General features: G+C 45.8%; 12 protein-coding genes. 9 read left to right on the top strand and 3 right to left on the bottom strand.

Annotation, left to right across the window (positions count from 1 at the left end):
• Positions 1–232: 232 nt before the first annotated feature.
• Complete coding sequence (locus ACKU41_RS03790) at positions 233–1,528, bottom strand: hypothetical protein (RefSeq protein WP_321404232.1); 1,296 nt, start codon at positions 1,526–1,528, stop codon at positions 233–235.
• Between the two features lie 133 nt (positions 1,529–1,661).
• Here ACKU41_RS03790 and ACKU41_RS03785 point away from each other — a divergent pair, with 133 nt between their 5' ends.
• The 5 genes from ACKU41_RS03785 to ACKU41_RS03765 all read left to right on the top strand — a co-directional run bounded on the left by ACKU41_RS03785 (position 1,662) and on the right by ACKU41_RS03765 (position 6,287).
• Positions 1,662–2,288 (top strand): TetR/AcrR family transcriptional regulator, encoded by a 627-nt coding sequence (locus tag ACKU41_RS03785; protein ID WP_321404230.1) that lies wholly within the window; start codon positions 1,662–1,664, stop codon positions 2,286–2,288.
• A gap of 204 nt (positions 2,289–2,492) precedes the next feature.
• On the top strand, positions 2,493–3,479 hold the full coding sequence (locus ACKU41_RS03780; protein WP_321404229.1) for a hypothetical protein: 987 nt from the start codon (positions 2,493–2,495) through the stop codon (positions 3,477–3,479).
• A 397-nt stretch (positions 3,480–3,876) separates the two neighbouring features.
• On the top strand, positions 3,877–4,263 hold the full coding sequence (locus tag ACKU41_RS03775; RefSeq protein WP_319779858.1) for an SxtJ family membrane protein: 387 nt from the start codon (positions 3,877–3,879) through the stop codon (positions 4,261–4,263).
• Positions 4,264–4,274: 11 nt separating this feature from the next.
• Positions 4,275–4,424: a DUF5989 family protein gene (locus ACKU41_RS03770; RefSeq protein WP_319779857.1), complete on the top strand. Its 150-nt coding sequence runs from the start codon at positions 4,275–4,277 to the stop codon at positions 4,422–4,424.
• A 6-nt stretch (positions 4,425–4,430) separates the two neighbouring features.
• A complete protein-coding gene (locus ACKU41_RS03765) occupies positions 4,431–6,287 on the top strand; it encodes a carbamoyltransferase (RefSeq protein WP_319779856.1) in 1,857 nt (618 codons plus the stop codon).
• 48 nt (positions 6,288–6,335) lie between these two features.
• Here ACKU41_RS03765 and ACKU41_RS03760 read toward each other — a convergent pair whose 3' ends face one another.
• Positions 6,336–7,067: a rhomboid family intramembrane serine protease gene (locus ACKU41_RS03760; RefSeq protein ID WP_319779855.1), complete on the bottom strand. Its 732-nt coding sequence runs from the start codon at positions 7,065–7,067 to the stop codon at positions 6,336–6,338.
• 345 nt (positions 7,068–7,412) lie between these two features.
• Positions 7,413–9,062 carry a dephospho-CoA kinase gene (gene coaE / locus ACKU41_RS03755; RefSeq protein ID WP_321404226.1) on the bottom strand — a complete coding sequence of 550 codons (1,650 nt, stop codon included), beginning with the start codon at positions 9,060–9,062 and terminating at the stop codon, positions 7,413–7,415.
• Between the two features lie 198 nt (positions 9,063–9,260).
• Between coaE and upp the strand changes: the two genes are divergently transcribed.
• From upp to pssA, 4 genes are all read left to right on the top strand, one after another.
• Positions 9,261–9,887 carry a uracil phosphoribosyltransferase gene (gene upp, locus ACKU41_RS03750; protein ID WP_319779853.1) on the top strand — a complete coding sequence of 209 codons (627 nt, stop codon included), beginning with the start codon at positions 9,261–9,263 and terminating at the stop codon, positions 9,885–9,887.
• 61 nt (positions 9,888–9,948) lie between these two features.
• Complete coding sequence (locus tag ACKU41_RS03745) at positions 9,949–11,202, top strand: uracil-xanthine permease family protein (RefSeq protein WP_319779852.1); 1,254 nt, start codon at positions 9,949–9,951, stop codon at positions 11,200–11,202.
• A gap of 194 nt (positions 11,203–11,396) precedes the next feature.
• A complete protein-coding gene (gene mnmA / locus ACKU41_RS03740) occupies positions 11,397–12,479 on the top strand; it encodes a tRNA 2-thiouridine(34) synthase MnmA (protein WP_321404223.1) in 1,083 nt (360 codons plus the stop codon).
• A 406-nt stretch (positions 12,480–12,885) separates the two neighbouring features.
• A complete protein-coding gene (pssA, locus tag ACKU41_RS03735; protein WP_319779850.1) occupies positions 12,886–13,653 on the top strand; it encodes a CDP-diacylglycerol--serine O-phosphatidyltransferase in 768 nt (255 codons plus the stop codon).
• Positions 13,654–13,772 lie beyond the last annotated feature (119 nt).

The raw sequence follows: 13,772 nt of genomic DNA, 5'->3' as shown, positions 1-13,772 counted from the left end.
ACTCTTTTGACATTACCATGTGCCAAAAGTGTGGACAATATTTTTTTGGACTTTCAGCTCCTCTTAAAATTGTTCACAAAATATATCTTGGTGAGACTCTTTTTTTGTAGCAGATTTGAAAATCATTGGGATTTATTTCACAATCAGGCTTGTTTCCCTTGTTCATTTCTGTGGGCTTTTCCAAAAAGCAAAGTCTCTGACTTTTATGATCGGGTGAAAATGTAAAATACTGTCATCCCAGTAGCGGACCGTGCAGTGCTGTATCGTCTAGATAATTTGAGAGATTGGTCGATCTTATTGCCGCACCGAGTCCTCCATTTCCACAACAAAATAGAATCATGATTGAGTCCATTGAGGTTGGAGGGGCAAGCTCTACAGGTGCAAGAGGCAGGTGAATGAGCTGGTGGCACTCCGGCCCGAAATCAAGGTCAATATAGCTTTGAGTCCAATTGCTGATGAGTGCCAAGCTGTTTCCGGGTCCTGCATTACTGTCCGGTTTGGTGAAAGCTGAAAATGCTGAGACGGATTCACGTATTGCTGACGGGCATTCATACTCATCTGGGTAGAGCAGGAAACCAAGCTGGTAATTACCGGCATGGTACATTCCTATTTTAGGAGATCTATTACGGGAATTAATTGCTATGGCTCCCATGCTTGCTTTGCTTCTGGTCAGAAACCATGATGCCATTATATCATTGGTCGAAATCCAGGGAGTTATATCGTTTCCTTTGAAATCACGTTTTTGGTTTTCGATCCAATCCATATTAACACGGAAAAGTCCTCCGCTTGTTGGATGTTCTTTTCCCGGGATATCTTCCTCTTCTCCGTTTTGCATGCCTATAGCTTCTCGTGATTCTTTAGTGCACCACATGGCCTTTGATTTTAGCAACCAGTCCAGTTTGTTATTGGATGAAGGGTGAGTCCCATTTCTTGGGATCCACATGCTTCCCGGAAGTCCTCCCGTCATATCCAGAACAGCCTGAAAATCTTTTATCCTTTGCGGATTCAGTGAAACGACAGGTTCTGAACGGTCAAGCATCCGGTAAATACTGTATATGGTAAAACCATCTCCAAGAATGTGGCTCATTGAGACCACAAGCATGAACCGGTCGTCACTTCCTGTGCAGAGTCGTATTTTGTATAGCGGTTCATCGGTATTTAGGTTGTTAAAACCATGTTTCGTAAAAATTTGAGCTAAGGATTGAGAGAGTGGCATTGAGTACGTTTCAGCCAATATCGAATCCACCGTAGTCCCGGTTGTGCAAATATCAGCGATATCTACATGATCATAAAAAGGGTATAGAGGCGGAGCTTCCGCATGGATTAGACATGGTTTACCGTCCTTTTCGTCATCTTCCAATCTGGCCGCAAGCCATGGGTTTGCGGCCAATATTTGTTGGGCACGTTCCTTGAGAAAATTGACTGGCGGCTTTCCTTTGAAGATAGAAGCGATGGTGACAGGAGAATCGTACATGTTGTGCGTAATTTCCGTATCCTGCAGAGGAATGGGTATACATTTTTGGGTCATGTTAACTCCTTAGATAGATGACATAAAATTGTTTTGGTGCTTAAGCTAAAGTTGACATTATAAAAAAAGAATGATGTGTTCATTTTTAAAAATGAATACATCGTTCTTTTTTGGGCGTCAAGGAGGTTCGTATATGGTCCAGATTCGTAAAGAAAACGTAAGGGTACGAATTGAAATTGCTGCTGAGGCCCTTTTTGCGCAATCAGGTTTCCGTAAGGCCACGATTAAAGCAATCGCACAAGAAGCAAATATCGCTACAGGTAATGTTTATACATACTATCCGAACAAAATGACTCTTTATAAGGCTGTTATAACACCTGAGTTTGTTGAAGAATTTTCACGTTTAACACGCAACAGAATCAATGCATTTGCTCTATCGCAAAGCAATTCTCATACTCCTTCATACATGGAGGATGAGGCTGGGGAATTCCTGCATTTTTTGATCGAGAATAAACTGAAGGTGATTATCCTGCTGGCACGGTCAGCGGGTACCGAATATGAAGATTTTGGAAGAAAATATGTGCAGGATATGACGACTCAGGCCATAGAGCTAATTTGTGAGCAGTCTCCGCAAGTAGAAATAAGTCCACTGCTACGCTTTATGCTGGAGAAAGCCCTTGCTGATTCAGTCAGAGGAATTGTCTCCTCTCTGGAACACTTTAAAGACGAAGAGTTGATTCTAAAGGCCTTTGCTGCCGGCACGGCCTACCATCTGGGAGGGATTGCCGCACTTATCGGATGGGCAGATAGGCAAAAATAATTTATAAATTTCCGTTTATATTTTGCTGTCCAAGTCTTCGCCTTAGAATAAGGAATTATTCCTTCGAAAGGGTGCTGAAATGATAAACCCAGACAGTTCGCACGCTCAAATGTTATTAGACTGTATTAATAGGTTTGGTTTTTTGGGCGGAATACAAATTGCTTGTTGTTTTTGATAGGAAAAAAGTTCTCTCAGGAGGATTGTATGATAAATTCCATTGGTGCAGGCTACGGTAATCATCAAATCGACCAGACGCCGAACAATACTTATACTGCCAAACAACAACAGCAAACGAGAGCACAGGATACAGTGACTCTCTCCGGTGCAGGAAAACTTATGTCCAGTTTTTTTTCAGGATTGGGCATTGATTTTACACCCGGTAAAAAAATCTCCCTGAATGAGTTGGAAAAAGGGGCGCAGCAACAACAGCAGAAGTTGGATGACGATATCAAATCCATGTTTCTTAAAAACGGCATAGATGTTCCCCCGGAAGTGCAATTGACCTCTGATGAAAATGGACATGTGCGGGTTGAAGGAGACCATCCGCAATTAGATCAGATAGAAAAGTTGTTTAGTGACAATCCGGATATTGAAAATGAGTTCAGAAAGGTTTCCGGTATGTCCAGCCTGGTGACGGCAGGACACGAGTATGTTGAATTTGCAAATCAATATGAAAAAAATCCATATGCGGCAGTTGCCCAATACGGTGACCAGCTTTTCGGTAAAGATTTTGCCAACTCATTTATTATGACTATAGGGTCTTCAGTGCCACCGTCTAGACAGACTGAAGGAAAAGTAGTCCAGGAACAAACGGCAAATGCAGGAACTATTCAATCTGAGAAGACTGAACCATATGCAGAAAATTCTGCAGCTATAGATTTTACTAATACAACCCGGCAAGGACTGTTCAACTGGATGAACGACGAGATACGCGCCGGAAGAATGTCACTGGATGAAAGTTCTCCGTTTATGGCTATGACGCTTAAAGTGTCGGTTAAAACAGGGCAATCTGTCGGGCTGGAACATGATGAGACGCCTGTGGATTTTATAGAGAAAGCTCAGTCGGGACTGGAGGCAGCCACGCAACGCAACGATCTTGCCACTGCGCAGCAATTGAGAAGTGCGCTGGATATTATGGAGACTTACAGCCGACCGATCTCCTATGATAAAAGCGCGGTTAATCTGTATTAGTTCCTGACCTTCCCCTCACTGGAAAATATCTGCGGCATTTTTACGTTACAGCCTTTTCCGCGTATGTATCTGGTTGGGATGTACTTTTGTACTTCGCAGCCGACTAGGCCAGCGCTTTTACTCCCCGGATTTATTCTGGATGTGCCTTGGCTTTGAACTAATCCGAATATCCTCGTCTTTTCTGTTTTGCTCAAGCCTTATCGATTCTTGGCCCCATATTCCCTCTTCGCACGTGATCCTGATTTACGGAGAAAGCGTAATCCGTTTGCGTTAGATAAAAACTAAACCCAGCGGGGGGGGCGTTTAAATGTTGAGGGCAAAAAAGAGTTGTTTTTGCAGATCATATGATTTAAATGTTTAACGCTTTGTTGTTTTTGATATAAAAGCAGGTTGTTAAATGATTCTGAATAAACAATTGTCCACCAAAGAGTGCGCAGATACAGGAATGGCCTTTGTCCTGATTTCTCTTATCGCGTACTTGATTCTCAGGCAGGATGTCTATCTGTTCGCAGCAATGGGGTTGTTGCTTTTGGATATGACTGTGCCTAAAGTTTATGTTTTACCAGCTAAGATCTGGCTGGGATTTTCCGCTCTGTTAGGTGCGGTCATGTCTAAAGTAATTCTCAGTGTCTTGTACTACTTGATTCTTACTCCCCTGGCTCTGGTTTTGAAGCTTTTCGGACACGATCCCATGGCTGCCCGTAAATGGAAAAAAGATGCTGGTTCCGTTTTTATTCAACGTGACCATAAATACCAGCCTAAAGATATAGAATACCCATTTTAAGGATTTATTAGATGAATTTTTTGTCAGATATGCTCGGTTTTTTTAAAGAGCGTAAAAAGTTTTGGTTGTTGCCGATCGTTATTGTTTTGCTGCTGTTTGGTTTTCTGGTTGTCTTTACCAGTGGATCAGCTATTGCCCCGTTTATTTACACTGTTTTCTAGTCAGTTATGAAAAAAGCAATTATCGGGATATCCGCCTTCTATCATGATTCCGCTGCCGTTCTTCTTGTGGATGGCAAAGTTGTTGCCGCCGCTCAGGAAGAGCGTTTTACACGCAAAAAGCATGATGATTCGTTTCCGGAAAAGGCTATGAAGTATGTGCTTAAGGAAGCGGGGCTTACCTTGGCCGATATTGATGTTGTGGCTTTCTATGATAAACCGTTTCTGAAATTTGAGAGACTGCTGGAAACCTATAACGGTGTTGCTCCCTCAGGGTTGAAGAGTTTTGTTACTTCCATGCCGGTATGGATTAAAGAAAAACTCTTCATGCGCCATATGCTCAAAAAAGAACTGGCGAAGTTCGGTAAGGGAAAATATAAACTCTTTTTTCCTGAACACCATCTTTCTCATGCTGCAAGTGCTTTCTATCCTTCTCCTTTTCAGGAATCGGCAATCCTTACCGTTGACGGTGTAGGTGAATGGGCTACTACGACAATTTCCAAAGGAAGCGGAAAAGATATTGAAATTCTGAGAGAACTCCACTTCCCTCATTCGCTGGGACTTTTTTATTCTGCAGTTACAGCTTTTTGCGGTTTCAAGGTCAATTCCGGTGAATACAAGTTGATGGGCCTTGCTCCCTATGGCAACCCGGAGAATCCTTCCGTAAAAAAATGGAAGGATGCAATTTATGAAACTCTGATTGATGTCCGGCCTGACGGTTCCATGCTGCTTAATATGGATTACTTTAATTTCGCTACCGGACTAACCATGTTTCATGCCAAGAAGTGGGAGAAGCTTCTTGATCTTCCTCCGCGTACTCCTGAGTCAGACATTGCACAGGAATATATGGATTTTGCGTGGACAGTGCAGAGTATTACCGAAGAAATTGTTTCTAAGCTGGCCAAAACCACCCGTAAGTTGACCGGATGTGAAAATCTGGTCATGGCCGGAGGTGTGGCTTTGAACTGCGTTGCCAACGGCAAACTGCTTAAAGAGAATGTTTTCGATAATATCTGGATTCAACCGGCTGCAGGGGATGCCGGAGGGGCTCTTGGTGCGGCCTTGGCTGCATGGCATATCGGTTATGAGGAAGAGCGGACGGTTTCCGCTTCTGACACTATGCAGGGATCGTATCTGGGACCGGAATTTTCTGATATTGATACCATGCGTGTTGTCCGTAAATATCAAGCTCCTTTCCGCAGGATTGAAGATTTCAAACAGCTTTGTAGTGAAGTCGGTGGCCTTCTTGATGATGGAAAAGTGATCGGCTGGTTTCAGGGGCGCATGGAGTTCGGACCACGTGCTTTGGGTAACCGCTCTATTATCGGTGACCCCAGAAATCCTGAGATGCAAAAGAAGCTGAATTTAAAGATTAAATTTAGAGAAGGCTTTCGACCTTTTGCTCCCTCAGTCATGGAAGAAGAGATTTCAAATTATTTTGATATTGAATCCCCGTCTCCTTATATGTTGCTGGTTGCTCCGGTTACAGAAGAAAAATGCTTTCCGCTGCCTGAGGGGTATGGGCAGATGGAGATGTATGACCGTTTATATGTCAACCGTTCAGAAATCCCCGCCATCACTCATGTAGATAACTCTGCAAGGATCCAGTCGGTCAATAAGGATGTGAACCCCCGTTACTGGGAGTTGATAAACTCATTCCGGGAGCAGACCGGTTGCGCTGTCATCGTCAATACCAGTTTTAATGTCCGCGGTGAGCCGATCGTATGCACCCCAAACGATGCTTATGCATGTTTCATGCGTACCGATATGGATTATCTTGTTGTGGGTAATTTTATTTTTGACAAAAAAGATCAGCCCGAGTGGAACGAAGAAGTTGATTGGGAAAATATGTTTGAGCTGGATTAGTTGAGCAGTTCAATAGCCTGAAAGAAGGGCAATACTGCTGAATGCTGCTCAAAAATCATCCGGCAACTCATAATCTTTCTTCTCAGGAGCATAACAATAAACACACCGGTCCTTCTTTACGAAAAAACGAATCAAAATCATTCCGGCTACAAATCCTCCGACATGTGCGGCCCACGCCACTTTCTGCGTGCCTTCGGCAAAATGGCTCGATACGCCGGAGAAGACTTGAATCAGGAACCACAGCCCTAAGAATAATGAAGATGGTATCTTAAAGAAAAACGGGATGATGATTACAGGAAAAAGGGTCAGAACCTGTCCGTGCGGATAGAGCAGCATGTATGCGCCCATGATTCCGGCAACTGCGCCTGATGCTCCTATTACCGGGGCGCTGGATGAAGGGGTGATGATCATTTGTATGCCGATAGCTATTAATCCGCAGGTCATATAGAACAGGATAAACCTTCCATGGCCCATGGCATCTTCTATGTTATCGGCAAAAATCCATAACATCCACATGTTTAATATTATATGGAGCCAGCCGCTGTGCAGAAACATGTAGCTGAATAGCGGTAGCACCCCCGTATCTGGGTATCCGGCGTTAACGGCCCATTCGGGATGGAAGAATCTTGCCGGGACCACACCCAGCAGATGAAAGAGTGCAAGGCGCGCCTGCGGAGTCAGCAGCTGTTCAAAAGCAAAGACCGCAATGTTGGCAAGCATTATTCCGCGCAGCACGTATGGAGTGGTTAGGCAGGGAACGTTATCACGGATAGGGATCATGCGGTAGCCTTATGTTTTGATTTAAATTTTACATCAACTATACTCTAGCAGAAAAGGGCGGTGATTTCCACGGGTTGCCCTATAAAAAAACGACCCCCGCAGCAAAGCCGCGGGGGCGTGACGAGATTGAGTTGGTAGGTAAACTAGGGTTACTCACTCCCTAACCGAACCTGATGCCGAAAGCGGGGCTGGACCTTGCGTAGAATTCTTTTATGTAAAATGGACTTGCATCCTAACAATTAAATTATGTTCATTCTTCCGACTACGGTCCTGACCTCTCGCCTCAGGTCTCACTTATAAAATAACACACTGGTCGGGTAAGTCAATACTTACACTCGCGAAAACCTAGTCTTTGTCTGGTGAAAACAGCTCTTCGATATGATTTTCGAATGCAATTTCCTTATCCTTGCGGAGTGTTGCCAGAACTTCGAGAATCCGGTCTGTTTCCGAATCAAGTTTGGAAAGATCTCCGTCATTTTCAATTATAGTTGTGCAGCAGTCCATTTTGGTCTTTTCATCCCACTGCCATGAATCAAATACTGCCAGGGTTTCCAGATCAAGACCGCGTTTCTTGCGCAGCTCCCCTGTGCGTTTTTCCTCCGGTGTGCGTACACCGATGACTGCATCTACCAGCTTTTTGTCATGCCATCCGCCTTCCAGCAGCAGGGGAACTTCAGCCACAGCCAACGGTTCGTTGTTGTGAGCCTTGAAAAACTCTTCAGCGTCATGCTGCACAATAGGGTGTATTATATTCATGATTTCCCGGCGCAGGTCTTCATTCTCGCGCATGGCGACGAATAGAGCGGACTTATCTATGCTCCCGGTATCGGGGTCGATAAATCTGTTTCCAAATCTCTGACGAAGAAGCTCCCACCCTGCACCGTCTTTTTCATAAGAACGGGCTACTGATTCATCTGCGCTGAAAGTGGGAATTTTATTCTTTGCCAAAATTTTGAGAACAGCTGATTTTCCGCCGCAAGGCATGCCTATCAGCCCGACACGCTGTACAGATTTATTCAGTTTTTTAAGCATGTCGATGAAATCTTTCGGCGGAGTTTGAGTAAAACTGAGTTCTTCGCCTGATTCAGGGTGGGTAAAGGCTAGAGAATATGCATGCAGCATCTGGCGCTGGGCAAGTTCGGCCAATTGAGGATGTTCCTGCTCCCAGCGGGCATGAGGCATGGAGCCGTAGACCAGATCTCCCACCAATGGATGTCCGATGTGGGCCATATGTACCCTGATCTGATGGGTGCGTCCGGTATGGATTTTTACTTTTATCAAACTGGCAAGCCCGGCAGGGTCAGACCAGAGTGTTTTGTACTCAGATCGGGCTTCACGTCCGCCTTTGAGCACTACGGCCATTTTTGTCTTGTGGATCGGATGACGTCCCATTGGCGCGTCAATTTCACCGAATTCCCTTTCAGGTATTCCATGTACGATTGCCAGATAGGTTTTGTTGATTTCGCGTTCAGCAAAAGCCGCAGACATGGCCAGACGGTCATGTTCATTGAGGGCCACAGCAATCAGGCCGGAAGTGAATTTGTCCAGACGATGAACAATGCCGGGACGCCACTCATCCATATCCCGGATTTCCGGAAAGTGGTGGATAAGCCGGTGCACCAGAGTTCCGGTAGGGCAGCTCGGGGCAGGGTGGGTGGTCAATCCTGCCGGCTTGTTGATTACAGCAATCCTGCCGTCATTATGGATGATATCCAGCGGCAGCTTTTCAGGCACGAGTGTGGTTAATTCAGCTTCCCCTTTCAGGGTAAGTTCCTCATTCCCCATTAATTTCTGGTTGGGCTTTTTGCAGACTTTGCCGTTGATCTCGGCAAACCCGGCTTTGATCCAGTCCTTTACCTTGCCCCGTGATATTCCTTCTTCTTCCAGCATGCTGCCCCAGAATTTGTCCAGCCGGGTATTTCGGTCAGAAAAACTTGCTGATCTGGTCCAGAGCAGCTGTGTCTCATTTTCGTTAAAATCTTCGTTATTACACATGTAATTTATTCCATATTGGGTTATATTCGTGTTCAGAAGTTGGATTCATTTAAATAATTTTCAATAATACCATGTTGTTACGGTTTAAATGAAAAATAATTGTCTTTTGTCTTGACTGTCAAAGCTGTGTCTTATAAAAACACGAAGTTTTGACTTTTCGGATTTTTATAACAAATAACATGGGATCAAGGAGGCACCGTGGCGGTACATGTGGTAGACCATCCTTTGGTAAGACACAAGCTCGGCATTCTCCGTGAAGACGGCATCAGCACCAGCCGTTTTCGCGCTCTGGCACAGGAAATTTCCAGACTTCTCACTTACGAGGCAACCAAAGACCTCGCTACAGAAGCCAAAACTATTAATGGTTGGGCAGGTGAAGTCGAAGTTGAGGAAATCAAGGGTAAAAAAATAACCGTAGTTCCTATTCTCAGGGCCGGCCTCGGTATGATGGACGGAGTTCTGGACATGGTTCCGGGTGCCCGTGTCAGTGTTGTCGGCTTTTACCGTGACGAAGAGAGTTTGCAGCCTGTCGAATATTACGTCAAGCTTGCAAGCAACATTGATGAGCGTATAGCTCTTATTCTTGACCCCATGCTCGCTACCGGCGGAACCCTGATGGCAACAATTGATCTTCTCAAGAAGTCCGGTTGCACCAGTATTAAAGGTCTGTTCCTCGTTGCAGCTCCCGAAGGGATTGAGAGAATTGTCACCGCTCATCCTGATGTTGATATCTATGTCGCGTCAATTGATGAAAAACTTAACGATGTAGGATACATTCTCCCCGGTCTCGGAGACGCGGGTGATAAGATATTCGGCACCAAGTAAATGTTTTTAAGGGCACCACAAACGGTGCCTTTTTTTTGGAAAATTTTTACGGAGAATACAAATGAGCATATCCAGTACTGAATATAACTTCAGGGCAAAAGATGTTATCCTCGGAGCGCAGATGCTTTTCGTGGCATTCGGCGCTCTAGTCCTTGTTCCGCTGCTGACCGGGCTAGATCCCAACGTAGCACTTTTTACAGCCGGTGCCGGTACACTGGTTTTTCAGGTAATAACAAAAGGTAAGATCCCCGTGTTTCTGGCTTCTTCCTTTGCCTTCATCGCACCCATCATTTACGGTGTGCAGACTTGGGGTATCCCTTCCACCCTCTGCGGTCTTGCCGCTGCAGGTCTTTTCTATGTCGTGCTCAGCTTCCTGATCCGCTGGCGTGGTACCGATGTTTTGAAAAAGATTCTGCCTCCCGTCGTTACCGGTCCGGTCATTATGACAATCGGTCTTATTCTGGCCCCTGTTGCTGTTTTTATGGCAGTTGGTAAAACTGGTGACGGTTCTGCTGTTCTGGTTCCTGAAGATACAGCGCTTATTGTATCTATGATTTCCCTCGCCGTGACAGTTGCGGTTTCTCTGCTTGGCAAGGGCTGGCTCAAGCTTATTCCTATCTTATGCGGTATTGCAGCAGGGTACGCGGTATCTTTGTTTCTTGGATTGGTTAATTTTGATGCTGTGGCGGCTGCTCCATGGTTCTCAATGCCCAACTTTACTTTTCCTGAGTGGAACCTCGAAGCCGTGCTCTTCATTGTTCCGGTAGCGATTGCACCTGCAATTGAGCACTTCGGCGATGTTCTGGCAATCAGCTCCGTGGCCAATAAGGACTACGTTAAAGATCCCGGTATCCATAACACCATGCTGGGCGACGGGCTGGCCACTTCTCTGGCTGCAATGGTCGGTGGACCGCCGAATACAACTTATTCTGAAGTTACCGGTGCCGTTGCTTTGACCAAGGCTTTTAACCCTGCAATTATGACTTGGGCTTCAATAGTCGCTATTGCTTTAGCCTTTTGCGGTAAGGTCGGTGCGTTTTTGGCAACCATCCCCGTACCTGTAATGGGTGGGATTATGGTTCTGCTCTTTGGTGCTATCATGGTTGTGGGTATGAACACTCTTGTTCGTGCAGGCGATGACCTCATGGAAGCGCGTAACCTCTCCATTGTGGCTCTGATTGTTATTTTCGGGGTAGGCGGCATGTCTGTCCCCACTCCTCTCGGTGATGAGTTCAGGCTCGGTGGAATCGGTCTTGCCGGTATCCTCGGTGTGTTTCTGAATCTTGTGCTGCCGCAGCCGAAAAAAGAAGATTGACAAATCTCCGGTTGATGCCGGATTTGTATATTAGGTTTGACTTGTGAGAGACTTGTCCGGAGGCCCGTTGGGGGTGTCCGGGCATTTCTCATTTTTTGCTTGCTGGCTAAAGGGCTGCTCTGTAGTTTGTAATCGGAAAGAAGAATTACAGTTGAGATGCTATTACAAATAAAAAGTAATTCGCGGAGAATGTAATGGAAACAGGGTTTGAATATCCTGAACTGAAGGAACTTACTGCCGGGCGCAAGGTTGCCATGGCGGTAAGTGGCGGCGCTGACAGCCTGCTCTCGCTGGTCCTGCTCAAGGAGAGTGGGGCGGATATCGTGGCGGTACACGGTTGTTTTCTAGGTAGAAAGAAAGCTGAAGCCGCAGTTTCCGGACTGGAGAAAACATGCACGAAGCTGGATGTACCCCTGCATGTTTTTGATCTTACCGCCGAGTTTGACCGTTTGGTGGTTGAGCCGTTTGTTCAGGAATATCTTAAGGGAAATACCCCTAATCCATGCGCTCTTTGCAACCCTGAGATAAAGTTCGGCGTGCTGAATAATGCGGCACGTGAATTTGGTACGGAATTGCTTGGAACCGGGCATTACGTGCGTATTGCTGAAGATGCACGATACGGCCGTGTTCTGGCCCGTGGAGCCGACATGGGAAAGGATCAAAGTTATTTTCTTTCTCTTGTGCCGCGGGATTTTGTTTTGAATGCGATTTTTCCCCTTGGCAGACACAGCAAGGACCAGACTTATGCCGAGTTGGAGAAGCGCGGGATGGAAATCCCGTTGCCCTCGGAAAGTCAGGAAATATGTTTTGTTCCTAACGATGATTACCGTCAATTCCTGATTGACCGGAAGGTGAAGCTTCCCGGATCGGGAAATGCGATTCTTTCCGATGGTTCAAAGGTCGGAAAACATAAAGGACTCTGGCGGTATACTCAGGGGCAGCGACGAGGATTGGGGATAGCGTGGAAGGCTCCGCTTTATGTTCTGGATAAGGACATGAAGAACAACCTGCTCATCGTGGGAACCCGAGACGAGCTTGATGCCCAAGGCTGTGTTGCCGACAGTTTTAATTTTCTGGTCGGCTTTGACAGTTGGCCTGAAACTGTTTTTATCCAGACCCGCTACCGACAGCGATCAAAACCCGCAAGGGCCGCGCAGGTTGGCAGCAGTATAAAATTTGATTTTATTGAGCCGCATTCCCGGCCTACACCGGGGCAGATTGTGGCTGTATATACAGAAGAGGGAGCTGTGCTCGGAGGTGGTATTATCCGGGAATAACCCGGGAGATTGCGCCGTGTTTTTTCGAGACTCAGATAGCTGACTCCCTGCGCGGTGAGGCCTGTATCAGTTGGATCTTTCAAATCAATTTCCTGCCCTAGTGAGAGGGGCAATGGATTATGTTCATTGCGGACTTATTAGAAAACTGGTTGGGTGGGCATTCAATTAATCCTAAGGCAGGTTATGCGGTGCGGGCATTGAAGAGACATAGAGTCATGATACCGCCGTATAAAAAAAGTATATTTCGCGGGTTGACCTTTACCGGACAGGGGGGTATTACCTGACTTCAGAACACGGAAACATATATGTTTCTTTTCGAATATTTTCGCCCGTCAGGGTTAAATTAAGTTTAAAATTTAATACGATTCTACTGGAATTTATTTCCGAATCGGTTTAAGTGGTTTTCATGGCAAAGGAAAAAAGAATACCGAAGCACAAGGGCGTATACATTCTGCCCAACCTCCTCACCGTGTCGAGCCTGTTTTGCGGCTTTCTCGCGATGAACTGGGTTGTGGAAGGTGCTTACGAACTGAGTGCTGTAGCCATTCTGGTCAGCTGTCTCTTTGACGGTCTCGACGGGAAAGTGGCTCGGTTGACCGGTACCAGCAGTGAATTCGGCGTGCAGCTCGATTCTCTTGCGGATGTGGTCGCCTTCGGTGTTACTCCTGCGTTCATGGTTTATCATTGGCAACTCCACCAGTTCGGAAGACTGGGCATGCTTGCGGCCTTCTTGTTGATGGCTTGCGGTGCGCTCAGGCTCGCCCGTTTCAATGTTCAGGCAGGAACTACTTCTAAAGCCCATTTTATAGGTCTGCCCATCCCTGCGGCAGGCTGTACCTTGGCAACGTTGATCCTGTTTACCCCTTATCTTCCTGAAAATATTGCACAGAGTGTTCTGCCTATGTTCACTCTGGTGCTTGTATATTGCCTCGCTTTTCTGATGGTGAGCAACATTCGTTATAATTCTTTCAAAGAAATCGGAATGTTCAAAGCTCATCCTTTCAGCTCTATGGTAACCGTAATTGCGCTTTTTACTATGGTTGCCTCTCAGCCCAAGTTTTTGGGCTTCATGATCTTTGCCGGATATATTATTTCCGGTCCTATTTACACCATTTTCGTTCTATCCCGCAGAAGCAATAAGCTACTAGGAAAGTCCTCCAAAGAATTGTCATAAGCTTTTTTTAAGGTAGCCCTACAGCTACATCCGGAAAAGCTTATACGGTACCAAAATTCTTTAGGGGACGGTAAATTACTCGGTAGTTTAACCTGTTTCACTGTTTTATTCCCAAGAAT

This window comes from Maridesulfovibrio sp. (assembly GCF_963678865.1).
In the GTDB taxonomy this organism is placed as follows: Bacteria; Desulfobacterota; Desulfovibrionia; order Desulfovibrionales; family Desulfovibrionaceae; genus Maridesulfovibrio.
Note: the sequence above shows the minus strand (reverse complement) of the source record. Positions and strands in the feature narration are given on the sequence as shown.

Coding starts and splice junctions, on each gene's coding strand:
- ACKU41_RS03790 (WP_321404232.1), bottom strand. CDS start 1,528: ATGACCCAAAAATGTATACCCATTCCTCTGCAGGATACGGAAATTACG.
- ACKU41_RS03785 (WP_321404230.1), top strand. CDS start 1,662: ATGGTCCAGATTCGTAAAGAAAACGTAAGGGTACGAATTGAAATTGCT.
- ACKU41_RS03780 (WP_321404229.1), top strand. CDS start 2,493: ATGATAAATTCCATTGGTGCAGGCTACGGTAATCATCAAATCGACCAG.
- ACKU41_RS03775 (WP_319779858.1), top strand. CDS start 3,877: ATGATTCTGAATAAACAATTGTCCACCAAAGAGTGCGCAGATACAGGA.
- ACKU41_RS03770 (WP_319779857.1), top strand. CDS start 4,275: ATGAATTTTTTGTCAGATATGCTCGGTTTTTTTAAAGAGCGTAAAAAG.
- ACKU41_RS03765 (WP_319779856.1), top strand. CDS start 4,431: ATGAAAAAAGCAATTATCGGGATATCCGCCTTCTATCATGATTCCGCT.
- ACKU41_RS03760 (WP_319779855.1), bottom strand. CDS start 7,067: ATGATCCCTATCCGTGATAACGTTCCCTGCCTAACCACTCCATACGTG.
- coaE (WP_321404226.1), bottom strand. CDS start 9,062: ATGTGTAATAACGAAGATTTTAACGAAAATGAGACACAGCTGCTCTGG.
- ACKU41_RS03745 (WP_319779852.1), top strand. CDS start 9,949: ATGAGCATATCCAGTACTGAATATAACTTCAGGGCAAAAGATGTTATC.
- mnmA (WP_321404223.1), top strand. CDS start 11,397: ATGGAAACAGGGTTTGAATATCCTGAACTGAAGGAACTTACTGCCGGG.
- pssA (WP_319779850.1), top strand. CDS start 12,886: ATGGCAAAGGAAAAAAGAATACCGAAGCACAAGGGCGTATACATTCTG.